General features: G+C 69.2%; 24 protein-coding genes. 6 read left to right on the plus strand and 18 right to left on the minus strand.

Annotation, left to right across the window (positions count from 1 at the left end; translation table 11 throughout):
* Position 1: 1 nt before the first annotated feature.
* The 18 genes from ACFCQI_RS17030 to ACFCQI_RS17115 all read right to left on the minus strand — a co-directional run bounded on the left by ACFCQI_RS17030 (position 2) and on the right by ACFCQI_RS17115 (position 16,719).
* A complete protein-coding gene (locus ACFCQI_RS17030; protein WP_395118612.1) occupies positions 2–730 on the minus strand; it encodes an NADH-quinone oxidoreductase subunit C in 729 nt (242 codons plus the stop codon).
* A gap of 8 nt (positions 731–738) precedes the next feature.
* Positions 739–1,296, minus strand: coding sequence for an NADH-quinone oxidoreductase subunit B family protein (locus ACFCQI_RS17035; RefSeq protein ID WP_008435613.1), 558 nt, complete (start codon positions 1,294–1,296; stop codon positions 739–741).
* Entirely contained in the window at positions 1,287–1,643 is a 357-nt protein-coding gene (ndhC, locus tag ACFCQI_RS17040) for an NADH-quinone oxidoreductase subunit A (RefSeq protein ID WP_395118614.1), read from the minus strand. Before ndhC ends, ACFCQI_RS17035 begins: the two co-directional genes overlap by 10 nt.
* A gap of 257 nt (positions 1,644–1,900) precedes the next feature.
* A complete protein-coding gene (locus tag ACFCQI_RS17045; protein WP_136257074.1) occupies positions 1,901–2,254 on the minus strand; it encodes a PilZ domain-containing protein in 354 nt (117 codons plus the stop codon).
* 83 nt (positions 2,255–2,337) lie between these two features.
* On the minus strand, positions 2,338–5,217 hold the full coding sequence (locus ACFCQI_RS17050; RefSeq protein ID WP_395118616.1) for an EAL domain-containing protein: 2,880 nt from the start codon (positions 5,215–5,217) through the stop codon (positions 2,338–2,340).
* Between the two features lie 27 nt (positions 5,218–5,244).
* On the minus strand, positions 5,245–6,231 hold the full coding sequence (locus ACFCQI_RS17055; RefSeq protein ID WP_395118618.1) for a PIG-L deacetylase family protein: 987 nt from the start codon (positions 6,229–6,231) through the stop codon (positions 5,245–5,247).
* The gene (gene holB, locus ACFCQI_RS17060; protein ID WP_395118620.1) at positions 6,231–7,166 is read right to left on the minus strand and encodes a DNA polymerase III subunit delta'; all 936 of its coding nucleotides are present in this window, start codon (positions 7,164–7,166) and stop codon (positions 6,231–6,233) included. The genes ACFCQI_RS17055 and holB overlap by 1 nt, the downstream gene beginning before the upstream one ends.
* Positions 7,163–7,804, minus strand: coding sequence for a dTMP kinase (tmk, locus tag ACFCQI_RS17065; protein ID WP_395118622.1), 642 nt, complete (start codon positions 7,802–7,804; stop codon positions 7,163–7,165). Before tmk ends, holB begins: the two co-directional genes overlap by 4 nt.
* Entirely contained in the window at positions 7,801–8,841 is a 1,041-nt protein-coding gene (gene mltG, locus ACFCQI_RS17070; RefSeq protein WP_395118624.1) for an endolytic transglycosylase MltG, read from the minus strand. The genes tmk and mltG overlap by 4 nt, the downstream gene beginning before the upstream one ends.
* Positions 8,838–9,659 (minus strand): aminodeoxychorismate lyase, encoded by an 822-nt coding sequence (pabC, locus tag ACFCQI_RS17075; protein ID WP_395118626.1) that lies wholly within the window; start codon positions 9,657–9,659, stop codon positions 8,838–8,840. The genes mltG and pabC overlap by 4 nt, the downstream gene beginning before the upstream one ends.
* Entirely contained in the window at positions 9,659–11,005 is a 1,347-nt protein-coding gene (locus ACFCQI_RS17080; protein WP_395118628.1) for an aminodeoxychorismate synthase component I, read from the minus strand. The genes pabC and ACFCQI_RS17080 overlap by 1 nt, the downstream gene beginning before the upstream one ends.
* A gap of 11 nt (positions 11,006–11,016) precedes the next feature.
* Complete coding sequence (gene fabF / locus ACFCQI_RS17085) at positions 11,017–12,255, minus strand: beta-ketoacyl-ACP synthase II (RefSeq protein ID WP_395118630.1); 1,239 nt, start codon at positions 12,253–12,255, stop codon at positions 11,017–11,019.
* Positions 12,256–12,486: 231 nt separating this feature from the next.
* Complete coding sequence (gene acpP / locus ACFCQI_RS17090) at positions 12,487–12,726, minus strand: acyl carrier protein (RefSeq protein WP_007513179.1); 240 nt, start codon at positions 12,724–12,726, stop codon at positions 12,487–12,489.
* Positions 12,727–12,925: 199 nt separating this feature from the next.
* Entirely contained in the window at positions 12,926–13,669 is a 744-nt protein-coding gene (gene fabG / locus ACFCQI_RS17095; protein WP_395118632.1) for a 3-oxoacyl-ACP reductase FabG, read from the minus strand.
* 38 nt (positions 13,670–13,707) lie between these two features.
* Positions 13,708–14,655 carry an ACP S-malonyltransferase gene (fabD, locus tag ACFCQI_RS17100; RefSeq protein ID WP_395118634.1) on the minus strand — a complete coding sequence of 316 codons (948 nt, stop codon included), beginning with the start codon at positions 14,653–14,655 and terminating at the stop codon, positions 13,708–13,710.
* A gap of 144 nt (positions 14,656–14,799) precedes the next feature.
* Positions 14,800–15,774, minus strand: a complete 975-nt coding sequence (locus tag ACFCQI_RS17105) for a beta-ketoacyl-ACP synthase III (RefSeq protein WP_395118636.1) — start codon at positions 15,772–15,774, stop codon at positions 14,800–14,802.
* A 148-nt stretch (positions 15,775–15,922) separates the two neighbouring features.
* Entirely contained in the window at positions 15,923–16,117 is a 195-nt protein-coding gene (gene rpmF / locus ACFCQI_RS17110; protein WP_136257062.1) for a 50S ribosomal protein L32, read from the minus strand.
* 83 nt (positions 16,118–16,200) lie between these two features.
* Positions 16,201–16,719 (minus strand): YceD family protein, encoded by a 519-nt coding sequence (locus ACFCQI_RS17115; RefSeq protein WP_395121392.1) that lies wholly within the window; start codon positions 16,717–16,719, stop codon positions 16,201–16,203.
* A gap of 145 nt (positions 16,720–16,864) precedes the next feature.
* Between ACFCQI_RS17115 and ACFCQI_RS17120 the strand changes: the two genes are divergently transcribed.
* The 6 genes from ACFCQI_RS17120 (at position 16,865) to ACFCQI_RS17145 (ending at position 22,489) form a co-directional block, all read left to right on the plus strand.
* A complete protein-coding gene (locus ACFCQI_RS17120) occupies positions 16,865–17,320 on the plus strand; it encodes a hypothetical protein (RefSeq protein ID WP_395118638.1) in 456 nt (151 codons plus the stop codon).
* Positions 17,320–17,916: a Maf family protein gene (locus tag ACFCQI_RS17125; protein WP_395118640.1), complete on the plus strand. Its 597-nt coding sequence runs from the start codon at positions 17,320–17,322 to the stop codon at positions 17,914–17,916. The genes ACFCQI_RS17120 and ACFCQI_RS17125 overlap by 1 nt, the downstream gene beginning before the upstream one ends.
* Before the next feature lie 77 nt (positions 17,917–17,993).
* A complete protein-coding gene (locus ACFCQI_RS17130; protein WP_395118642.1) occupies positions 17,994–18,935 on the plus strand; it encodes an AAA family ATPase in 942 nt (313 codons plus the stop codon).
* On the plus strand, positions 18,935–19,888 hold the full coding sequence (locus tag ACFCQI_RS17135) for a DUF58 domain-containing protein (RefSeq protein ID WP_395118644.1): 954 nt from the start codon (positions 18,935–18,937) through the stop codon (positions 19,886–19,888). The genes ACFCQI_RS17130 and ACFCQI_RS17135 overlap by 1 nt, the downstream gene beginning before the upstream one ends.
* Entirely contained in the window at positions 19,885–21,852 is a 1,968-nt protein-coding gene (locus tag ACFCQI_RS17140; protein WP_395118646.1) for a DUF3488 and DUF4129 domain-containing transglutaminase family protein, read from the plus strand. The genes ACFCQI_RS17135 and ACFCQI_RS17140 overlap by 4 nt, the downstream gene beginning before the upstream one ends.
* Before the next feature lie 46 nt (positions 21,853–21,898).
* Positions 21,899–22,489: a Slp family lipoprotein gene (locus tag ACFCQI_RS17145; RefSeq protein WP_395118648.1), complete on the plus strand. Its 591-nt coding sequence runs from the start codon at positions 21,899–21,901 to the stop codon at positions 22,487–22,489.
* Positions 22,490–22,547 lie beyond the last annotated feature (58 nt).

A 22,547-nucleotide genomic window follows, 5' to 3' on the forward strand; every position in this document is an offset into this window, starting at 1 on the left:
TTCAGTTCTCCCGCCACTTGTCGGCGGCTTCAGCCCGGGCCTGCAGCAGGTCGGCGTCGTCACGGATCGTGCGCGGCACCAGCACGCGCGGCTCGATCGACACGGGTTCGTAGATCACCCGCTTCTGCTCGGGGTCGTAGCGCACCTCGACATTGCCGATCAGCGGGAAATCCTTGCGGAACGGATGGCCGACGAAACCATAGTCGGTGAGGATGCGGCGCAGGTCCGGGTGCCCTTCGAAGATGATGCCGAACAGGTCGAACGCCTCGCGCTCGAACCAGTTCACGCCAGGCCACACCGGAGTCAGCGACGGCACCACCGGCAGGCTGTCGTCCGTGCAGAACACGCGCAGGCGCAAGCGACGGTTGTGCTCGATCGAAAGCAGCTGGACCACCGCGGCGAAGCGGCGCGGCTGGCTGTCGCCGCTGGGGCGCTCGGCCCAGCTGAAGCGGCCCAGCGCCTGCCCTTCGACACCGCGCGAGAAACCCGAGCCGCTGACCGTGGTGGTGTCCCACTCGACCTGACCGTAGCCGAGGTAATCGATGCCGCACAGGTCGATCAGCTCGCCGAAGCGGAACGCCGGCTCGTCGCGCAGCGCGATGGCCACCGCAACCAGGTCGGCGGCGGCCAGGTCGGCAATGATCTCGTTGCGCTCGGTGCTGACTTCCAGCGTGTCGCCGAAGCGCGCGACAAGCTGGTCGGCAAGCGACTTCGCGGAGGTATCGGACATGTCGGGCCTCACGAACGCGCGATGGTGCTGGTGCGACGGATCTTCTTCTGCAACTGCAGGATGCCGTGGATCAATGCTTCGGCCGTCGGCGGGCAGCCCGGCACGTAGATGTCCACCGGCACGATGCGGTCGCAGCCGCGCACCACGGAGTAGGAATAGTGGTAGTAGCCGCCGCCGTTGGCGCAGCTGCCCATCGAGATGACCCACTTCGGCTCGGGCATCTGGTCGTAGACCTTGCGCAGTGCCGGCGCCATCTTGTTGACCAGGGTGCCGGCCACGATCATCACGTCGGACTGGCGCGGGCTGGGGCGGAAGATCACGCCGTAGCGGTCGAGGTCGAGCCGCGCCACGCCGGCGTGCATCATCTCCACCGCGCAGCAGGCCAGGCCGAAGGTCACCGGCCACATGGAGCCGGTGCGCGCCCAGTTCATCAGCGCGTCGACGCTGGTGGTGGCGAAGCCGCGTTGCACGACGGGGTTGTCGCCGGCCGGGCGCAGGATGTCGTCGACCAGGTTCAGCGGCTCGGGGTTGTGCATCACCCGGCTGATGGAATCGATCACTCCCATTCGAGCGCTCCCTTCTTCCACACGTAAGCAAAGCCGATCACCAGCAGCAGCAGGAACAGCCCCATCTCGATCAGCGCGATCAGGCCGATCTGCTTGAACACCACCGCCCACGGAAACAGGAAGGCGATTTCCAGGTCGAAGATGATGAACAGGATGGCGAGCAGGTAATAGCGCACGTCGAAGCGCATGCGTGCGTCCTCGAATGCCTCGAAGCCGCATTCGTAGGGGGCGAGCTTCTCCGCCTCGGGGCGACGCGGGCCGGCGAGCAGGCCGACCACCAGCAACACCACGCCAAGGCCGGCGGCAACGGCGATGAACAACAGGACAGGCCAGTATTCGGCGAGCACGATGCAACCTACCTCCGCGCCGCTTGGGCGCATCAGTGACCGGTGGGAACTTGGATCAAGTGCTCACGGTCCGACGACTTCAGTTCGGTGCATCGGCGTGGCCTGGGCCTCCGACTACGCCGGCGGATCGAAGCCACCGGCGCCCGATGTCTCGCAAAACGCGTTTGCGAATCCGCGCATTGTATCAGTGCGATGGGGTACAACAAGCCTTGACGGCTGCTGCGTTGCGAACTAACGCACGGCTTGCGCCGGGCGCGTCACATGGTCTGCGTGGGTCGCTCGGAATTGAGCGTGCCGGCGAGGATGTTCTCGATGCGGCTGCGCGCGGCCTCCGCGTCGCTGGATTCGTTGAAATGGATGCCGATGCCGGCGGTACGATTGCCCTGCGCGCCGACCGGGCTGATCCACACCACCTTGCCCACCACCGACAGCCGCTCGGTCTCGTCGGCCAGGGTCACCAGCAGCACCACCTCGTCGCCCAAGGCATAGGACTGCGCCGTCGGCGCAAACAGGCCGCCATGCTTGAGGAACGGCATGTACGCGTTGTACAGCGACGCCGCGTCCTTGATCTTCAGCGAGATGATGCCTTGCCGGCCAGCCATCGGTTTCATGCCACGCTCCCCGCCGGGCCTGCGTCCCGGTCAACGGCGTCGATCTTAGCAGGTCGGCGCAGCGCGTCAGGCACTGCCGCGCGTCACTGCCCGGTCGTTTCGCCGGCCAGCAGCGACTGCCGTTCGTTGACCAGGTTGCCCCAGGTGGCCGGCGGCGCCCAGCCGGCAACCCATGCCGGCACGGAAGCGGCGGCCATCGGCCGCGATATCGAGAAGCCCTGCAACTGGTGGCAGCCCAGCGACGCCAGCAGATCCCCCTGCACCGGCGTCTCCACCCCTTCGGCGATCACCGCCTTGGCCAGCATGCGCGCGGTGGTGATCACGCCCGCGGCGATCGCCATGTTGCGGTCGTCATGCAGGATGTCGCGCACGAAACTCTGGTCGAGCTTGATGTGCTCGATGTCGAGCTGCTGGATGTGGCTCAGCGACGCCGAGCCCGTGCCGAAATCGTCCAGCCCCACGCGGATGCCGCGCCGCCGGCATTCCTCGATGACCACCTTGGCCCGCGCATGGTCCATGCTTGGCCCGGTCTCGGTGATCTCGATACCGAAGCCGACGTCCATCACGTCAGGATAGGTGTCCAGCGCGGCGTCGATGTCCGCGAAGAACGCCGGGTGCAACAGGTGGCGGGTGCTGATGTTGACCGACACCGGAACGGGCACGCCGGCATGCAACCAGCCCTGGCAGCAGCGCAGCGCCTCGTCCAGCACGTAGCGTCCGATCGGCCGGGCAAGTTGCGGGTCGTCCAGCACGTGCATGAAGTTGGCCGGGCCGATCAGCTCCTGCTCGCGATCGTTGAGGCGCAGGAGTGCCTCCATCCCGGCCACGCCGTTGATCCCGGGCAGGCCGTCGATGTAGACGATCGGCTGGAACAGGAGCTGCAAGCGCGACTGCTGCAGGGCCTGGGCGATCCGCTCGCGCATCGCCTGCAGACGCACCTGCTCCAGCTCCATGGCCGGCTCGTACAGCGAGCCGCGATCCTTGCCTGCCTCCTTCGCCTCGTACATCGCCATGTCGGCGTGGCGGACCAGCCCCTCGGCGCTGGAGCCGTCGAGCGGAAACAGGGTCCAGCCGATGCTTGCCGACAGGAACAACTGCTCCTCGTCCAGGTTGAACGGCACCCGCAGCGCCTGCAGGATGCAGCGGCTGATCACGTCCAGCTGCTCGCGGCTGTCCAGGCCAGGGATCAGCAACGCGAATTCGTCGCCGCCGAGGCGGGCCAGCACGTCGGCGTCACGCAGCATGCCGCGGATGCGCGAAGACGCCTCCGCCAGCACGCGGTCGCCGCCGCTGTGGCCGGCGGTATCGTTGACGCTCTTGAACCGGTCCAGGTCCAGGATGCCCACTGCCAGCAGGGAATCGTCGGCGGTGGCTCGGGTCCGCGCCTGTTCCAGCAGCTCGAACAGCAGCCGCCGGTTGGGCAAACCGGTGACCACGTCGTAGAACGCCAGCCGCTCGACGCGCGCCTCGTGCAGTTTCCGCTCGGTGATGTCGCGCTGCTGCCAGATGCAGCCCTGCGCCACGCCGTCAATGCAGATCGGCATGAAGTCGCGCAGCAGTACGCGCCCGTCGGCCAGCAGCACTTCCTCGTCGCGCGACTCCTCGTTGCGCGCCACGATGCCGGCCATGCGTTCGAGCTCGCGTTCGGGCTCGCAATAGAGATGACTGATGCGCGCGTGCAGCGCGGCCGACGGCAGGCCCTCCAGTTCGCCCGGCGATTCGGCCAGCCCGAACAAGGCACAGAATGCCTCGTTGGCGAACTTCACCAGCCCGTTCGCCGTCGTCACCAGCACCCCGGAATGCTGGTTGGACAGCACCGTGCGCACGTGCTGCAGGTTGAAACGCAGATCGCGCTCGGCCAGCAGCCGCGCCGCGTGCGCCCGCTGCATCTGCATGCCCAGGCCAAGCTCGACCGCCATCTCCGCGAACACCTGGACCTCGACCGGAGTGAATGCGTCGGCCTGGTCGGCACCGACCACGAACACGCCCACCACCGCCTCGCCCACGCGCAGCGGCAACGCCAGCACCGCGCCGTCCCCCAGCGTCGTGCCCGGCAGCGGCCATTCGCGCGGCGCGCCCGCGGCGTACTGGCGAACGCACGGCTCGCCGCGGCGCAAGGCGACGACCGCGGCATCGCCGGCATGCTTCTGCTCGTCCAGGGCGAGGCCCTCCCCCGGCGTCACCACGCCATCCATGCCGGCGTGGGCATGCAGGCGCAAGCTTGTGGCCGCGTCGTCGGCAAACAGGCCGATCCACGCGAAGCGGTAGCCGCCCACGCGACAGGCCACGTCGCTGCTCTCGGCCAGCAGCAGGGTTTCGTCAGCGCTGTGCGTGACCACCTTGATCATCTCGCTGAGCAGACGCAAGGCGCGGCGCTGGCGAGCCTCCTGCTGCACCGAGCGCTGCAACTGATGGCGTTGCGACTGCGCCTCCAGCCCCAGCCCGATGCTCGCGGCGGCCTGCTGCAGCAGCTCGGTCAACCGTGTCGAGAAGTACGCGGGGTCGGATGCGCGGATCACCAGTCCGGCGCGCACCTCGCCGAACACCATCACCGGTATCGCCATCGCGGCGACCACGTCATGGCGCTCGTAGGCGGTGCGCAATCGCTGCAGGCCCGGCACGCGGCGCAGATCCGGCTCGATCTGCGGCACGCCGCGCCAGAACGAGGGCCGCACCAGCGACAGCGGGGTCTGTTCGGGGTAGATGTCCTGCATGTCCGCGGCCACCGCCACCGGCGCCACCCGCTGGAACCATCCGGCCGCGTGGTCGGCCTCGCCGATCATCACCAGCATCGCGCCCAGGCGCCGCTGCAGCACCTCGATGATGGCGTCGTAGAGTTCCGGAGGTTCCACCGCGCGAACCAGCAACTGGCCGATCTCGGACAGCGCCGCGTAATAGCTCTCGCTGGTCGCAGCCGTGGCGCCCGTATTGACCCGCATCGCGTCCGGCTCTTCGAGGTGCATGCCGTCTTCCCCTGCTTGCGCAGCAACCTAGCTGGGTCGGTCCAAGGGCGCAACACCGGCGGCGGGGGTCGGCTCGTCGGCTTGGATCTGGCACCAGCCCCAATGGTCGAATATCCACGGCGAGCACAAGTCCAGCGACAGCCGCACGAAACACGGCGCCGCACGCGCAGCCGCGGGCAGCTGCAGGCGCAATGTGCCGTCCGCGTCATGTCGCAGCGGCGCGCTCTGCCAGGCCCAGCGCTGCGATGTTGCCGGGTTCACCAGGTCCAGCCGCAGCCAGCGCCACCACACGCGGGGCGGGTGCCACGGCAGGGCTGCCGGCATCGGAGCGTCCGGCTCGAAATAGGTTTCGTCGCGCTCCGCCATTCGGCGCAGGCGCTTGCCGCTCAACGCGAGTTGGCTGCGATGCGCCTGCAGGGCGGCGCGCTTGCCGGCGAGCTGGGCGGCCGTGGCAGGCATCTTCAAGGCGCGCCGATCCCCCTTGTCGCCATGCACGAGGTAGGCGAGCAGCGCCGGCGGCGTGGCGTGGCCGGCCAATGCCAGCCGCACCAGCACGTGCGCCGCGCTGTGGTCGGGATGCCGATCCTGCAATGACGGCACGGCGATCAGGTCGGGGGCGAAGCGGTCGATCGCATCGCGGATGGCGGCCACGGCCAGGTCGGTCGATCGCAGCAAGAGGCCGGTGACGCCGAGGTCGGGCCAGTCCAGGGATTGCAACGCAGTCGCCGGTACCCCCAGCGCGGCGAGCGCATGCTGCAATTCGGCCGCGCGCCGCTGCGCCCAGCGGCGCCGATCCGCCGCGCCGAGGCGCCAGCGGCGTTCCAGCGCGCGCTGCGGCCAGGGATTGTTGTCGCCGGCGGTCAGCAGCAGGATGCGCACCTCGCCACCGGCCGCCAGCACTTGCTGCAGCAGCACGCCGGTGGCCAGGGTTTCGTCATCGGGATGCGGCGCGATCACCAGCAGACGGGTGCTCGCGGAGAACTCTGGCCCGCCGTCGCCCCGGGCACTGTCCATCAGCGCCACCGGGACAGCAGCTCCAGCAGCAGCAGATCCGGGCGCAAGGGGCCGCGCAGGCCCTCGCGTGCACGGTTGCTGGCGTCGTGCCAATCGCCCAGCGCCGCCGCGTCCAGCGCGCTGCCCAGTGGCGGGCGATCGCCCAGCGAACGGGCGCGCAGTTCGTCGGCCGCGGCCTGCGCGGCAAACCACAGCCGTTGCGCCGGCTCGTCGTCCAGCCAGCGCTTGACCACCTCGGCCGCCTGGCCGCGCCCGCCGGCCAGCGCCGCCAGGTCGCGGCGGACTTCGGTGCGCTGCTCCAGCGCGCCATGCCGGCTCCATTGCATGGCGAGTCCCGGGTTGCCACCGGCTGCCGCCAGCGCCGCCCTGCCGTCGGCCACGCCTTCGCGCTGCAGCCAGGCCAGCGCCAGCGCCGGTTCGGGCAGATGGAACTCGATCCGCTGGCAACGGCTGCGGATCGTCGGCGGCAACCGCCACGGCGCATCGGCCAGCAGGATCAGCATGGTTTGCGCAGCCGGTTCCTCCAGCGTCTTCAGCAAGGCATTGGCCGCCGCGGCGTTCATCGCGTCGGCCGGGTCGATGGTGACCACCTGCCAGCCGCCGAGCTGGCTGCGCATGGCCAGCCGGGCGGACAACTCGCGAATCTGGTCGACCACGATCTCGGTGCGTGGCGTGCCGTCCTTGCGCAAGCCGAAGGTCAGTTCCACCCGGTCCGGATGCGAGCCGGCCGCGGTCAACCGGCAACCCCGGCAATGCCCGCAGGCTTCGCCGTGCACCGGCTCGGTGCACAGCAGGCCGCGCACGAAACGCTGCGCGAACGCACGCTTGCCCAGGCCGGCGGCACCACACAGCAGCAGGGCGTGCGGCAGCGCGCCGCGCTCGCGACGGGCCTGCAGCCGCGACCAATGATCCTCGTGCCATGGCAGTGCGTTCATCGGGCCGACCCTTCCAGCCACTCGATCAAGGCATGCGTGGCCGTCTGCAGCACCTGCCCGGGAGCTTGGCTGGCGTCGATGACGCGGAAGCGGTTCGGCTCCTGTGCCGCGCGGTCGCGGTAGCTGGCACGCACCCGCTCGAAGAACGCGTCCGCCTCGGACTCGATGCGGTCGGCCTCGCCGCGACCGGCGGCACGGGCGCGCCCGGCCGCGACCGGCAGGTCGAGCAGCAAAGTGAGATCGGGCTTCACGCCGTCGCAGGCCCAGCGCTCCAGTTCCTCGATGCGCGCGGCGGGCTGGCCGCGTCCACCGCCCTGGTAGGCGTAACTCGCGTCGGCAAAGCGGTCGCACACCACCCACTGCCCCGCAGCCAGCGCGGGCTCGATCACCTCGCGCACCAGCTGTGCGCGCGAGGCGAACATCAACAGCAATTCGGTCTCCGCCGCCAGCGGGGCCAGCGCCGGGTCCAGCACGATCGCGCGCACCGCCTCGCCCACCGGCGTGCCGCCAGGCTCGCGCGCCTGCACCACCGACAGCCCGCGCTGGCGAAGGCAGGCCAGCACGCCGGCCAGCAAGGTGCTCTTGCCGGCGCCCTCGCCGCCCTCGAGGCTGATGAACCTGCCGCGCGCGGGACTCATCGGCAGCGCTTCCGCTGGTAGCAGTCGACGTTGCGGTTGTGCTCGGCCAAGGTGCTGGAGAACACGTGGCTGCCATCGCCGCGCGCCACGAAATACAACGCATCGCCGGCGGCGGGATGCAGCGCGGCCGCGATCGCCGGCCGGCCCGGCAGGGCGATCGGCGTGGGCGGGAGGCCGGGCCGGGTGTAGGTGTTGTAGGGCGTGTCGGCGGCGAGATCGCTCTTGCGGATGTTGCCGTCGTAACGCGCGCCCATGCCGTAGATCACGCTGGGGTCGGTCTGCAGCAGCATGTGATGCTCCAGGCGCCGGACGAACACTCCGGCGATCTTCGCACGCTCGTCGGCGCGGCCGGTTTCCTTTTCCACGATCGAGGCCAGGATCAGCGCCTGGTACGGATTGGCCAGCGGCAAGTCCGGCGCACGCCCCGGCCAAAGCGCCGCCAGCGTACGCTCCATCGCCGCATGGGCGCGGCGCAGGATGTCCAGCTCGCCGTCGCCCTTCACGTAGGCGTAGGTCTCTGGCAGGAAGCGTCCTTCCGGCGCCTCGCCGCCGGCGCCGATGCGCTGCATGATCGTCGCGTCGTCGAGGCCGCTGGTGTCGTGCTGCAGCACGTCGGCCTGGGCCAGCGCGCGGCGCAGCTCGGCGAACGTCCAGCCGTCGACAATAGTGAAGTTGCGCTGCAGGACCTTGCCCGCCGCCATGTCCGACAGCAACTGGCGCGGCGTGATGCCGGGCGCGAGCGCATATTCCCCCGCGTGCAGCTTGCCGGCCACGTGCATCTGCTCGGCCAGCAATCGCCAGTACCACGGGCTGGCCGTGGTCAGACCCTGTCGCCGCAGCTCGGCGACGATGCCCCGGAAACTGGTGCCGCGGCTGACGTCGATGCTTTGCTGTTGCGGCGATACGTTCAACGCGGTCACGCTGAAACGATGGTAGTCGTTCCAGCCCACCGCCAGCGCCGCAGCGAGCGCCAGCGCCAGCACCACCAGCAGCAACCCGTGCAGCCGCGCAGCCCCGCGCATCGCTCGAACACTCATCCGCCCTGCTCCATCGAAAATCCCAGATCGCGCCAATGCTGCTGCAACCGGCGCGCCACTGCGCCGGGTGCCCAGGTCCAACGCTCCAGCGACTGTACCGGCACGATGCCGCGCACGCTCGAACTCAGGAACAGCTCGCTGGCCCCGGCCAGGGCCTCCAACCCGATCTCGGCCACGCGCGCCGACATCGCCTCCAGCACCTCGGCCCGCGCGACCCCGGCGATGCCGCAGCGGTCCACGGCCGGGGTCAGCAACTCGCCATCGATCACCGCGAACAGGTTGGCCATGGTCGCCGAAATCACATGGCCGTGGCCATCGCACAGCACGCCTTCGGCGATCGCCGGATCGTTCCACTCGGCGCGCGCCAGCACCTGCTCCAACCGGTTCAGATGCTTGATGCCGGCCAATCGCGGCTGCTCGGCCAGCCGCAGCCGGCACACCCGCATGCGCACGCCGTGGATGGCCGCCTCTCCCACCGGCGGCGGCGGGAACGCGGCCACCACGCGGGTGGGTCGCGGCGTTGCCGGCGGCGCATAACCGCGCTCGCCGATGCCGCGCGTCACGGTGATACGCACCACCGCATGCGCCATGTCCGCCCGGACCTGCTGCGTTTCGTGCCAGAGCTGGTCCGGGTCGGGCGCGGGAATCAGCAGGCGCTCGCAACCGGCCGTCAGCCGCTGCATGTGCCGCGCCCACAGCGGCGCGCGCGTGCCGACCAGGCGGATGCTCTCGAACAGGCCGTCGCCGTAACCGAAACCGCGGTCGAGCACGCTGACCCGATCCGCGGCCACGCCGTCGACCAGCAGCCGCGCCGCCATCAGCCCGGCTTCCCGAGCGCGCGCAGCAGGCCGCGTGCCTTGGCGCGCGTCTCGTCCAGCTCGGCGACGGCTTCCGAGTCGGCGACGATGCCCGCGCCGGCGCGCAGGCTCACGTGCTCGCCGCTCAGCGTCAGGGTGCGGATCAGGATGTTCAAGTCGAGATCGCCATTGCAGTCCAGGTAGCCCAGCGCGCCGGTATAGGCGCCGCGCGGCGTGCGCTCCAGCGCGGCGATGATCTCCATGCAGCGTACCTTGGGGCAGCCGGTGATGGTGCCGCCGGGAAAGGTGGCGGCGATCACCTCGCCCGGCGTTACGCCGGCGCGCAGCCGTCCGCGTACATTGGAGACGATGTGGTGAACATGGGCGTAACTCTCCACCACCATCAGCTCGTCGACCTCGACCGTGCCCGGCGCGCAGACACGACCCAGGTCGTTGCGCTCCAGGTCGAGCAGCATCACGTGTTCGGCACGCTCCTTCGGGTGGGCGCTCAGTTCGCGGATGCGCGCGTGCTCGTCGTCGCCGCTCAGCCGCGGGCGCGTACCGGCGATCGGACGCGTCTGCGCCACGCCGCCGCGCACTTCCACCAGGCGTTCGGGCGAGGAACTCAGCACGGCCCAGCCCGGCTGTTGCAGCAAACCGGCGAACGGCGCCGGGTTGGCGCGGCGCAAGGCGTCGTAAAGCGCCGCCGGCTGGGGAGGCAGCGCGTAGCGTGCGTTCCAGCCGCGCGACAGGTTCACCTGGAACGTGTCGCCGGCCCGGAGATGTTCGTGAATGCGCTGCACGCCATCGAGGAAGTCGCCGGGCGGGTCTTCCTCGATGGTCTCGAGTGCGGGCAACGGCGGCCATGCCGCCGGCGATGCAAGATCGGCTTCGAGCCGGTCGAGCAACGGCTCGAAGCCGGCCTCGGCGACCAGCCAGGTGCATTCGTGCCAATGGTCGACGATGATCGCCGCCGGGCAGCGCACGGCCAGCGCCAACGGCAGCGTCGAGCTGGGCGGCAACTTCAATCGGGGCTCGATCTCGGCGGCCAGTTCATAGCTCAGCAGCAAAACCCAACCGCCGTGGAACGGCAACTCGTCGGCGCCAGCCGGGCACCGCCCGGCAAGCCACGCCCGGTCCAGCGCATCGAGAAAGCGACCCGGCTGCACGCGACCGTCCCCGTCGCGCAACACGCCATCGGCGACCAGTTCCAGGCGCTCGCCGGGAAACGCGAACAGGATGTCGTAGCGCGATTGCGCGCTGCCGTGCACGACGCTCTGCAACAGGCAGGGATAGCGCTCGGGGAGCGCCGCCGCCGGCGCGAGAAGATCGCGCCGGCCGTCCAGCCGGCGCCGATGGCAAGCCATGCCCGCGTCGGTCAAACGCGACGGAACGCCAGCGTGCCGTTGGTGCCGCCGAAGCCGAACGAGTTGGACAGCACCACGTCGAGCTTCGCCTCGCGCGCGACGTTGGGCACGAAGTCGAGGTCGCAGCCTTCGCCCGGCTCGTCCAGGTTGATCGTGGGCGGCAGCACCTGGTCGCGCAGCGCCAGCACGCTGAAGATCGCCTCGACGCCACCGGCCGCGCCCAGCAGATGGCCGGTGGTGGATTTGGTGGAGCTCATCGCCAGCTTGTACGCGTGGTCGCCGAACACCTTCTTCGCCGCCATCACCTCGCCGAGGTCGCCCAGCGGCGTGGAGGTGCCGTGGGCGTTGACATACTGCACGTCGGACGGATTGAGGCCGGCGTCGTTCAACGCGGTCTGGATGCAGCGCGCCGCGCCTTCGCCGCCTTCGCTGGGCGCGGTCATGTGGAATGCGTCGCCGCTCATGCCGAAGCCGACCAGCTCGGCGTAGATGCGCGCGCCGCGCGCCTTGGCATGCTCGTACTCCTCCAGCATCACCACGCCGGCGCCGTCGGACAGCACGAACCCGTCGCGATCCTTGTCCCACGGGCGACTCGCCTTGGTCGGCTCGTCGTTGCGGGTGGACATCGCCTTGGCCGAGCAGAAGCCGGCCATCGCGGTGCCGGTGGTGGCGAACTCGGCGCCGCCGGCGATCATCGCGTCGGCATCGCCGTACTGGATCATGCGTGCGGCCAGGCCGATGTTGTGCGCGCCGGTGGTACAGGCAGTGACGCAGGCGATGTTGGGGCCCTTCAGGCCGAACATGATGGACAGCTGGCCCGAGACCATGTTGATGATCGAGCTGGGCACGTAGAACGGCGACACGCGGCGCGGGCCCTTCGCGGCCAGTTCCAGCGTGGTCGATTCGATCGTGTACAGGCCGCCGATACCGGCGCCCACTGCCACGCCGACGCGCGGCGCATTGGCATCGGTGATCTCCAGGCCCGAATCGCGCAGCGCCTGGGTGCCCGCCGCCACGCCGTAGTGGATGAACGGGTCCATCTTCTTGACGTCCTTGAGCGGCATCCATTCGGCGGGGTCGAAGCCGCTGACCTGGCCGGCGATGCGCGTCGAGTAGGCCGAGGTGTCGAAATGGACGACCGGCCCGATGCCGCTCTCGCCCTTGACCACCCGATCCCACGCGCTGGCGATGTCGTTGCCGACGGGCGAGATGATGCCCATGCCGGTCACTACTACTCGACGCTTGCTCATGCTTGTTCCTTCGTTATTCCCGGGAAGCTGCCACGACCGATGGCCGGCGCGGCGCGCTCCGGGTGCGTCGTCCGTGGCGCCCGACGATGCGCGATGCACCATACGGGTTCGGACGTTGCGAAATTCAGAAACGAAAACTGCGCCATTCAGGCGCAGCATTCGATACCGCTGCCCATCCTTGCCGGCTCGCACAGGGCGTGCCAGGCGGGATGGACATGCCTCCGGAACCGATCAGTCCTTGGAGTGGGCCTTGATGTAGTCGACGGCCTGCTGCACGGTGGTGATCTTCTCGGCATCCTCGTCCGGGATCTCGGTCTCGAACTCTTCCTCGAGCGCCATCACCAGCTCCACCGTGTCCAGCGAGTCCGCGCCCAGATCATCCACGAACGAAGCGTTCGCCGTGACTTCATCTTCCTTCACGCCCAACTGCTCGACGACGATTTTCTTGACGCGTTCTTCGATGGTGCTCATGTTGCCCATACCTCTCAAGGGGTGATTGTTTGTCGGTACCGGTCCGACTGCATGGCTCAAGACCGGCGGCATTGTAGTGGCTAAGCGCCAGCGCTGCCACGATTCGCCGGCGATGGCTGGACCTGCCTGCCGCTGACCGACGCGAAAGGGCGATTGTCGCCCAAAACGAGGCCGCTGGCGACAGCTGCGTGCGCATGCCTCACGGCATGTACATCCCGCCGTTGACGTGCAAGGTCTCGCCGGTGATGTAGGACGCCGCAGGCGAAGCCAGGAATCCCACGGCCTTGGCGATGTCGCCGGCATCGCCCAGACGGCCGAGCGCGATCTGGCCGAGCAACCCGTGGCGGGTCTCTTCCGGCAGTGCGCGGGTCATGTCGGTGTCGATGAAGCCGGGCGCCACCACGTTGACCGTGATGCCGCGCGTGCCGATCTCGCGCGCCAGCGATTTGGAGAACGCGATGATGCCGGCCTTCGCCGCCGCGTAGTTCGCCTGGCCGGGGTTGCCGGTGAGCCCGATCACGGAGGCGATCGAAATGATGCGGCCCTTCTTCGCCTTCATCATGCCGCGCATCACCGCCTTCGACGTGCGGTACACGGAGGTGAGGTTGGTGTCGATGATCGCCTGCCAGTCCTCCTCCTTCATCCGCATCAGCAACTGGTCGCGGGTGATGCCGGCGTTGTTGACCAGGATCGAGACCGGGCCGAATTCCTTCGCGATGGCGTCGACCAGCGCCTCGACGGCGGCGCCGTCGGTGACGTCCAGCACGCGGCCGTGACCGCCGTGCGCAGCCATCCGCTCACCGATCGCGGCGGCGCCGCCTTCGCTGGTGGCGGTGCCGATCACGATGGCGCCCATGGCCGCCAGCTCGTCCGCGATCGCCGCGCCGATGCCGCGGCTGGCGCCGGTGACCAGCGCGATTTCACCTTGCAGTGGGTTGCTCATTGTCGGGTGTTCCTTCGGGGAATCGGAAAACTGAAAACTCACGCCCACTCGGCGCGGGCGGCATCGAGCTGGGCCGGATCGCCAAGCGGGCGCGCCTCGATGCTCTTGTCGATGCGCTTGATCAGTCCGGCCAGCACCTTGCCCGGCCCGCATTCGGCGATGCGCGTGGCACCGCCCGCGGCCAGTGCCTGCACGCACTCGGTCCAGCGCACCGGCAGGTACAACTGGCGCTGCAAGGCGCCGCGGATCTCCTCGACCGTGCCGTAGCTGCGCGCCTCGGCGTTCTGGATCACCGGCACGCGCGGAAGCTGCCAGTCGATCGTGGCCATCCGCTCGCCCAACCGATCGGCCGCCTCGCGCATCAGTGCGCAGTGCGACGGCACCGACACGGCCAGCTTGATCGCCTTCTTCACGCCCAGCTCGGCGAGCCGGACCAGCGCACGATCGACCGCCTCGGTGTTGCCGGCGATCACCAGTTGTCCCGGTGAATTGAAATTGGCCGGTGACACGACCTGCCCTTGCGCCACCTCTTCGCAGACAGCCGCGATCTGCGCATCATCGCCACCGAGGATGGCCGCCATCGCGCCCACGCCGGCCGGCACTGCAGCCTGCATCAGGCGCCCGCGCTCGGCCACCAGGGCGGCCGCGTCGTGCAAGGACAGCGAACCGGCGCAGACCAGCGCGCTGTACTCGCCCAGGCTGTGGCCCGCCAGTTGTGCCGGATCCACGCCACCCAGCTTCTGCCACACGCGCCACACCGCCACGCTGGCAGCCAGCAGCGCCGGCTGGGTGTGCTCGGTGCGGTTGAGCAGTTCCTCCGGCCCCTGCATGGCGAGGCTCCACAGATCGACGCCGGCGCCCTGCGAAGCTTCCCCGAACGCCGACTGCACCTCGGCGTGCGCAGCAGCCAGCTCGGTCAGCATGCCGACCGATTGCGAGCCCTGACCGGGGAAAACGAAAGCCAGCGAAGCGGAAGTGGAACTCATGGAGGCGCAAATCCCGTCGACGAAAACCGCCATGGTGCCAGCATCGACGGCCATACGCAGCTGTATTCCGCATTTTTCGGGACACAAAACACGATGCCGCCCGGCTGGGCGGCATCACGAAGAACTCGCCGGAACCGCGGTGGCTCAGTAACGCAGCAACGCCGAGGCCCAGGTGAAACCGCCGCCGAATGCTTCCAGCAACAGGTTCTGGCCACGCTGCACCTTGCCCGAACGCACTGCGTAATCGAGCGCGAGCGGCACCGAACCCGAGGACGTGTTCGCATGCTTGTCGACCGTCACGATGACCCGCTCCATCGACATGTTCAGCCGCTTGGCGGTCGCCTCGATGATGCGCAGGTTGGCCTGGTGCGGGATCAGCCAGTCGATGTCCGACTCCTGCATGCCGGCCGCCTCCAGCGTCTCGCCGACCAGGGCGTCCAGCGTCTTCACCGCGACCTTGAACACCTCGCGCCCGGACATGCGGATGCGCACGCCGTGATTGGGCTCGTCGCTGAAACCGGCCGACACGCCCACCGGGTTGTACAGCAGGTGCTTGTAGCCGCCGTCGGCGTGCAGGCAGGTGGCGTAGACGCCCGGTTCGCTGGACGCCTCCAGCACCACCGCGCCGGCGCCGTCGCCGAACAGCACGCAGGTTTCGCGCTCCGTCCAGTCGACCATCCGGGTGAGCGTCTCGGCGCCCACCACCAGCACCTTCTTCGACTGCCCGCTGCGGATGAACTTGTCGGCAACGCCCAACGCGTAGGCGAAGCCCGAGCACGCCGCATTCACGTCGAACGCCGCGCATCCGTTGGCGCCCAGGCGATGCTGCAGCAGGCAGGCGGTGGAAGGAAAGATGAGGTCCGGCGTGGTCGTGCCGAGCACGATCAGGTCGAGCTCGGACGCCTTGACGCCCGCCGCCTCCAGCGCGTTCTGCGCGGCCCGGAAGGACAAGTCGCCCGTGGTTTCGCCGTCGGCGGCGATGTGCCGCTGGCGGATGCCGGTGCGGGTCCGGATCCACTCGTCGCTGGTGTCGACGATCTTTTCCAGATCGGCATTGGTGACGATACGCTCGGGCAAGGCGCTGCCGGTGGCGACGAGGCGGGAATAAATCTGGGTCATTCAACTTTCCATCGGCAGGGACTGCGGGATCGGCCGCTGGGCCGACGCCGTACGTTACGTGCCCGGGTGGCGGAACGCAAAAACGGCGCGTCGCCGCGCCGTTCCGGTTGATCGCCCGGCGGGACCCCGCAGGGCCCCGGCAACCCGGTCAATCCTCGACCGACACCGCGGCCTTGGCCTGGATCACCTTCTTGCCACGGTAGTAGCCGTCCTTGGTGACGTGGTGGCGCAGGTGCACCTCGCCGCTGGTCGGGTCGGTGGAAAGCTGCACGGTGCTCAGCTTGTCGTGGGCACGACGCATGCCGCGGGTGGACGGGGTACGGCGGCTCTTGGCAACAGCCATGGTAGTTCTCCAACTGAAACGTGGTGAAATGAAGCGGGATGATCTTTGATCGAACGGCCCGGATCAGGCGAGCCGGGCCGACGTTATTTCTTCAGCTCGCGCAATACCGCGAACGGATTCTCCGAGCGCCCCGATTCGGCATGATCCTGCGCCGGGTCGTGGCCTGTCACTTCGTCGGGCAACCGGCTGTCCGGGTTGACCGGGACCAGCGGCAGCGCCAACAGCAATTCGTCCTCTATCACATCCGCCGGTCGCAGGCGGCCATCCTCGGACACCAGCAGCGGTTCGCAATCGGGCGGCAACCCCGCCTCGTCGCGCTCCTGGCCGATCAGCCCCAGCCGCGTGTGCACCGCAACCGGCAGCACGAACGGTTCCAGCGAACGCTGACAGATCAACGTCAGCGGCGCGCTGGCGCGAACATCCACGTAGCTGGTGCCGAGATCGTCGCGCCCGAAATCAAGCGTGAAACTGACCTCGCCACCGGTGCCGGCAAGTGCCTCGCCGAGGCGCCGCAGGCTCGCGATGGGCAGCGTTCCCTCGAATGAACGCCGCGCCGAGACCATGCGCCAAGCGTCCACGGACTCTGGCAGTGTCACGGACATAATCGCGGAATGGTAGGTTTGCCGGGTCGCCAAGTCAACCCGCGGCTGCGCCGGACCGCCGACGCCGACGTCTGTCAGGTGCATTTTGCCTGATCCCGCCCCGATGCGGCAGACTGGGCCACTCCCGCACGACGAAGCCGCGCCCTTGAATCCGTACCTCACGCTCAGCGTGGCGGCCTGCCTCGCCATCCTGATCCTGCTGGCCGGCACGGCCATGCTGCTGCGCAAGCACCAGAACCGGCGCGCCGGCAGCATCCGCGACCTGCTGGACCTCGCCGACCGGCTGGAGATCGACCTGAAAACCTGCCGCTCCGGCCTGCAGCAGGCGCATGCGGTGATGTCGCTGAACCCGGACCTGCCCGCCGCCAGTGAAAAGGACGCCCGTCACGCGGTCGATGCGGGGCTGCGCGCGCTGCTGCAGCAACGCTTGTGGATTCGCGACCGGTCCCCCGCCGCGAGCCAGCACGAACTGGACGAAACCGCCAGCTCGATGCGCGAGGCGCGCGACCGCCTGCAGCCGCTGCTGAAGGCACTGGCCCAGGCGCAAACCGAGCTGAACAGCGCGATGCGCGAGCAGATCCGCCGCGACTCGGACCACTGATGGACAAACTGCACACGCGACGCCGCATCGTGCTGGCCTCGACCTCCCGCTACCGCGCCGACCTGCTGCGCCGCCTGCTGGCGGATTTCGAGCAGGCCGCGCCCGATACCGACGAGACACCGCAGGCCGGGGAAGCTCCCGCGTCGCGTGCCCTGCGCCTGGCGATCGCCAAGGCAACCGCCGTGGCCGCGGATTTCGACGACGCGCTGGTGATCGGCTCCGACCAGGTGGCCGCGCTCGACGGCGCCATCCTGCGCAAGCCCGGCAGCGTGGAGGCGGCCCGCGAGCAGCTCAGCGCCAGCTCCGGCTGCGTCGTGCATTTCCACACCGCGTTGTGCCTGCTCGACACCCGTCATGGCCGCTCGCAAACCCACGTGGATGACACCCGGGTCCGCTTTCGCGAGCTGGGCAGCGCGGAAATCGAGCGCTACGTCACACGCGAGCTGCCGCTGGATTGCGCCGGCAGCTTCAAGTGCGAAGGATTGGGCATCAGCCTGTTCGAGGAAATCGACAATCGCGATCCCAGCGCCCTGATCGGCCTGCCGTTGATCGCACTCGCGCGCATGCTGCGCCAGGCCGGCGTCGCCGTGCCCTGAGCGGCGACGGGCGTGCCGCTACACTGCCGGACACGGCGCGGACCGCGCCCGCCTTGGCTCCAGACCGTCGAGAAACCATGTCCGCCACCATCGAGCCCCGCGCCGAAGCCCTGCAACAACGCCTGCAAGCCGCGATCGACCAGGTCAATCGCGTCCTGCTGGGCAAGCCGCATCAGGTCAAACTCGCCTTCACCTGCCTGATCGCCGGCGGCCACCTGCTGCTGGAGGATGTGCCCGGCGTGGGCAAGACCACCCTGGCGCATGCGCTGGCCGCCACCTTCGGGCTGGAGTTCCAGCGCGTGCAGTTCACCAGCGACCTGCTGCCGTCGGACATCATCGGGGTCAGCGTCTACGAGCGCGACAGCGGGAGCTTCCGCTTCCATCCTGGGCCGATCTTCACCGGCCTGCTGCTCGCCGACGAGATCAATCGGGCCAGCCCCAAGACGCAAAGCGCGCTGCTCGAGGCGATGGCGGAGAACCAGGTCACCGTGGACGGCCAGACCCACGCGCTGGCCCCACCCTTTTTCGTCGTCGCCACGCAGAATCCGCTCGATCTCAACGGCACCTTCCCGCTGCCGGATTCGCAACTGGACCGGTTCATGCTGCGGCTGTCGCTGGATTACCCCGACCCCGGCGCCGAGCGCGCGCTGCTCACCGGCAGCGATCGCCGCGACATGCTGGCCCGACTCACCCCGCAGCTGGACGCCGAATCGCTGCTGGCCCTGCACCAGCGGGCGCAGGCCATCACTGCCAGCAGCGCCCTGCTCGACTATCTGCAGGCGCTGCTGGCCGCGAGCCGGCGCCATCCGGAGATCCGCGCGGGCCTGTCGCCACGCGCGGGCCTGGCGTTGCTGGGCGCTGCCCGCGCCTGGGCCATGCTCAGCGGCCGCAGTCATGTACTGCCCGAAGACATCCAGGCCCTGTTCGTGCCGCTGGCAGCTCACCGACTGCCGGCCACGCGGGGGGCCGACGGAGCGCAGCTGGCGCGGCAGTTGCTGACCGAGGTGGCGGTGGATTGATGCGAGGCCTGATGCAACGCCTGCAACGCCGGGCGGAAAAGCGCCTGCCGGCGTTGACCCGCTACCGCCGCCCGGAGCGATTGCCGATCACCCTGCATCGCCGACGCATCTATATCGTGCCCAGCGGCTTCGGCCTCGGCTTCACCGTGCTGTTGCTGGTGATGCTGGTCGGCGCGCTGAACTACAACAACAACGCCGCCCTGCTGCTGACCTGCCTGCTCGGCGCAGCGAGTGCGGCGAGCATGCTGGTGGCATTCCGCAACCTCGACGGGCTGCGCCTGGATCACCTGCGCGCCGGCCACGCGATCGCCGGAGAGGCGATCGAGCTGGTGTGCTCGTTCCATTCGGATCGCCCGCGCGGCGCCCTCCGACTGGACCTGGACGACGAATCGACTGCCTTCGCCGTGGACAGCGCCGACGCCGCCCAGGTCCGCCTGCGCCTGCCGACCCACCGGCGCGGCTGGCAACCGCTGCCGCGACTGCGCCTGTGGACCAGTTGGCCGCTGGGCATGTTCCGCGCCTGGAGCTGGCTGCACCCGGAGCAATCCGTGCTGGTCTGGCCGCGCCCGGAGGCGACCGGTCCGGCGCCACGGGCGATGGCCGACGACGCCCGCCACATGCAACTTCACCGCGGCGAGGAACTGGCCGCGTTGCGCGACTATCGCGCCGGCGATCCGCAACGGCACATCGCCTGGAAACCCAGCGCCCGCCACGACGACCTGCTGGTGAAGGACTTCGAACAACCGCGCAGCCGGCCGCAGTGGCGCCTGGACTGGCGGCAACTGCACGGTCTGGACGATGAAGCCCGCATCGCGCGACTGGCACGCTGGCTCAACGAGGCGCAGGCGCAGCGCTGCAGCTACAGCCTGTGGCTGCCGGGCACCGAAATCGGCAGCGGCAGCGGACTGCAGCACTACGTCCGCTGCATGGACGCGCTGGCGGGCCTGCCGTGAGCGGGCGCAGGAAACCGGGCAAGCCGGCGATCGCGCTGCCACAACGCGCGTTCGACCTGCTCTGCCTCAGCGCAGCCTTCGTGCTGGCGGTCAACGCCAGCCACCTGCCGTGGTGGCTCAGTGCCGCGCTTGCCGTGATCCTGGGCAGCCGCTGGTGGCAGCGTCACCGCCACCCCGGTCGCGTGCCGCAGGCGATCAAGCTGCCGCTGCTGACCCTGCTGACCTTGGCGATCATCGCCTACTACGGCAACCTGTTCGGGCGTGCGCCGGGCACCGCGCTGGGCATCGGCCTGCTGGTGCTCAAGCTGCTGGAAACCGAAACGCTGCGCGACGTGCGCGTCGGGGTGGGCTTTGCCTGTTTCACCCTGATGACCGCCCTGCTGTTCGACCAGGGCATGGTCAGCACGCTGGTGGTGGCGCTGGGACTGGTGCCCGCGCTGGCCACCCTGCGGGCGCTGGAACCCGCGCAACCGGCGACCGGCATGACGCGCAGCTTCATGCCCGCGCTGGCGCTGCTGGCGGCGGCACTCCCGCTGGCCTTGCTCGCCTTCGTGCTGGTGCCCCGGCTGGGTTCGCCGTTGTGGGGCGCACCCGGCCGCGACCAGGCGCGCACCGGCCTCAGCGACCGCATGAGTCCGGGTGCCTTCACCGAGCTGTTGACCGACGATCACCCGGCCATGCGGGTCACCTTCGACGGCCCACCGCCGCCGCCGGACCAGCGCTACTTTCGCGCCTTCGTCATGGCCAGGTACGACGGCGTGAGCTGGAGCTATGACGACGTGGCCCACGCAGCACCGGTGCCGCTCGAGGTCGAGCAGTCGATCGGCTACCGGATCAACCTGCTGCCCACGCATCGCCGCGTGCTGCCGACCCTGGACGTGCCGATCGAGGCGCCCCCGGGGGCGGTCATGCGCAGGGACCGCGTGGTGGTAGCCAGCCGACCGGTCGACGATGCGCTCAGCTATGCGCTCGGTTCGGCCACGCGATATCGGCTCGAACCGCAGTTGGACGCGCGACCCCAGCGCTGGCTGCAGCTCCCCGCCCGCTTCAACCCGCGCACGCTGGCGCTCGGCCAATCCTGGCGCGAGCGCCACGGCAGCGACGACAACGCCATCGTCCGCGAGGCGCTGGCGCTGTTTCACGATGGCGGGTTTCGCTACACGCTCGCGCCGGCACCGTTGGGCCGCGACGCCATGGACGATTTCCTGTTCGCCACGCGCGAAGGCTATTGCGAGCACTACTCGTCCGCATTCACCGTGCTGATGCGCGCAGCCGGCATTCCGGCACGCGTGGTCACCGGCTACCAGGGTGGCTACTGGAACAAGCTGGGCAACTATCTGCTGGTGCGCAACTCCGATGCCCATGCCTGGAGCGAAGTGTGGCTGGCCGGTCGCGGCTGGGTGCGCGTCGACCCCACGGCCGCCGTGCGCCCCGAACGGGTCAGCCTGGGCGCTGCCGCTGCCGCGGGTGATCAGTTGGACTGGTACCGACGCGACTGGCTGCAGCAGTTCCGCAATCGCTGGGACATTGTCAACCGGTGGTGGGACCAGGGCGTTGTGGCGTTTGATACGCTACGTCAGCGCGGCTTGCTGACCCCGTTCGGCATCCGCGACACCGACACGAGGACGCTGGGTGTGCTGCTGGCCATCGGCAGCAGCCTGTTCATCGCCATCGGGCTGGCGTGGGCATTGCGGCGGCGGCAGCCGCGCGACCCGTTGCGGGAGGCCTTGCGCGCGCTGGAACGCAAGCTCGCACGGCAACGGATCGTCCGGCGGACCGGCGAAGGCCCGCAGCACTACCTGAGCCGCGCGGCACGTGCCCTGCCGGCGCAGCGCGGCCAGCTGACGGAGTTGATGCAGCAGTACCTGGAGCTTTGCTATGCCAGCGACGAACCCGCGCCTGAATCAGTCCACGCGTTCCGGCGCATGGTGCGGGATTTTCGGGTAACGAACGTGGTCAAATGACATCGATGCGATGGTGGACACCATCGTTCCTGACGGAGAAAACCTCATGTCTCTTTACCGTCCTCTCACCCTCGCCGCCGCGGTTGCCGTGCTGGGTGGTTGTGCGACGATCCCGCAACCGCTGCAGGGAAACTACGCCACCGTCTCCACCGCCAGTGCGCGACAGGGCGGCGCCGGCGACACCCCGGTTCGCTGGGGTGGCGAGATCATCAAGACCGAACCCGGCCCGCAGCAGACCTGCTTCTTCGTGCTGTCGCGCCCGCTGGACAAGCAGGCACGACCGCGCCTGGGCAATTCGGGCGAGAACGACGGCCGCTTCGTCGCCTGCCGTGACGGTTTCTACGACCCTGAGGTGTTCACCCGCGGACGCGAGCTGACCGTGACCGGCACCCTGCACGGCACCGTGACCAAGAAGGTCGGCGAATACGACTACGCCTACCCGCGCATCGAGGCGAACGTGGTCTACCTGTGGCCCAAGCGACAGCCCCGCGCAGCCTACCCGCCCGGCTTCTACGACCCGTTCTGGGGCCCGGGCTTCGGCCCGTACTGGGGCAGCCCGTGGGGCTATCCGTACTGGGGCGGCCCGCGGGTGATCGTGGTGCGTCCGCCGGCACCGCCACCGCCGCCGAAGAAGTAACCATCTGCCTACGAAAACGCCGGCTCGCAGCCGGCGTTTTCCGTTTTTCGTCAGGTCC

The organism is Rhodanobacter sp. FW102-FHT14D06 (assembly GCF_043950705.1).
In the GTDB taxonomy this organism is placed as follows: domain Bacteria; phylum Pseudomonadota; class Gammaproteobacteria; order Xanthomonadales; family Rhodanobacteraceae; genus Rhodanobacter.

Coding starts and splice junctions, on each gene's coding strand:
- ACFCQI_RS17055 (WP_395118618.1), bottom strand. CDS start 6,231: ATGGACAGTGCCCGGGGCGACGGCGGGCCAGAGTTCTCCGCGAGCACC.
- ACFCQI_RS17080 (WP_395118628.1), bottom strand. CDS start 11,005: ATGGCTTGCCATCGGCGCCGGCTGGACGGCCGGCGCGATCTTCTCGCG.
- holB (WP_395118620.1), bottom strand. CDS start 7,166: ATGAACGCACTGCCATGGCACGAGGATCATTGGTCGCGGCTGCAGGCC.
- ACFCQI_RS17050 (WP_395118616.1), bottom strand. CDS start 5,217: ATGCACCTCGAAGAGCCGGACGCGATGCGGGTCAATACGGGCGCCACG.
- tmk (WP_395118622.1), bottom strand. CDS start 7,804: ATGAGTCCCGCGCGCGGCAGGTTCATCAGCCTCGAGGGCGGCGAGGGC.
- ACFCQI_RS17030 (WP_395118612.1), bottom strand. CDS start 730: ATGTCCGATACCTCCGCGAAGTCGCTTGCCGACCAGCTTGTCGCGCGC.
- mltG (WP_395118624.1), bottom strand. CDS start 8,841: ATGAGTGTTCGAGCGATGCGCGGGGCTGCGCGGCTGCACGGGTTGCTG.
- ACFCQI_RS17130 (WP_395118642.1), top strand. CDS start 17,994: ATGTCCGCCACCATCGAGCCCCGCGCCGAAGCCCTGCAACAACGCCTG.
- fabD (WP_395118634.1), bottom strand. CDS start 14,655: ATGAGTTCCACTTCCGCTTCGCTGGCTTTCGTTTTCCCCGGTCAGGGC.
- ACFCQI_RS17045 (WP_136257074.1), bottom strand. CDS start 2,254: ATGAAACCGATGGCTGGCCGGCAAGGCATCATCTCGCTGAAGATCAAG.
- pabC (WP_395118626.1), bottom strand. CDS start 9,659: ATGGCGGCGCGGCTGCTGGTCGACGGCGTGGCCGCGGATCGGGTCAGC.
- fabF (WP_395118630.1), bottom strand. CDS start 12,255: ATGAGCAAGCGTCGAGTAGTAGTGACCGGCATGGGCATCATCTCGCCC.
- fabG (WP_395118632.1), bottom strand. CDS start 13,669: ATGAGCAACCCACTGCAAGGTGAAATCGCGCTGGTCACCGGCGCCAGC.
- ACFCQI_RS17125 (WP_395118640.1), top strand. CDS start 17,320: ATGGACAAACTGCACACGCGACGCCGCATCGTGCTGGCCTCGACCTCC.
- ACFCQI_RS17145 (WP_395118648.1), top strand. CDS start 21,899: ATGTCTCTTTACCGTCCTCTCACCCTCGCCGCCGCGGTTGCCGTGCTG.
- acpP (WP_007513179.1), bottom strand. CDS start 12,726: ATGAGCACCATCGAAGAACGCGTCAAGAAAATCGTCGTCGAGCAGTTG.
- rpmF (WP_136257062.1), bottom strand. CDS start 16,117: ATGGCTGTTGCCAAGAGCCGCCGTACCCCGTCCACCCGCGGCATGCGT.
- ACFCQI_RS17105 (WP_395118636.1), bottom strand. CDS start 15,774: ATGACCCAGATTTATTCCCGCCTCGTCGCCACCGGCAGCGCCTTGCCC.
- ACFCQI_RS17035 (WP_008435613.1), bottom strand. CDS start 1,296: ATGGGAGTGATCGATTCCATCAGCCGGGTGATGCACAACCCCGAGCCG.
- ACFCQI_RS17135 (WP_395118644.1), top strand. CDS start 18,935: ATGCGAGGCCTGATGCAACGCCTGCAACGCCGGGCGGAAAAGCGCCTG.
- ACFCQI_RS17115 (WP_395121392.1), bottom strand. CDS start 16,719: ATGTCCGTGACACTGCCAGAGTCCGTGGACGCTTGGCGCATGGTCTCG.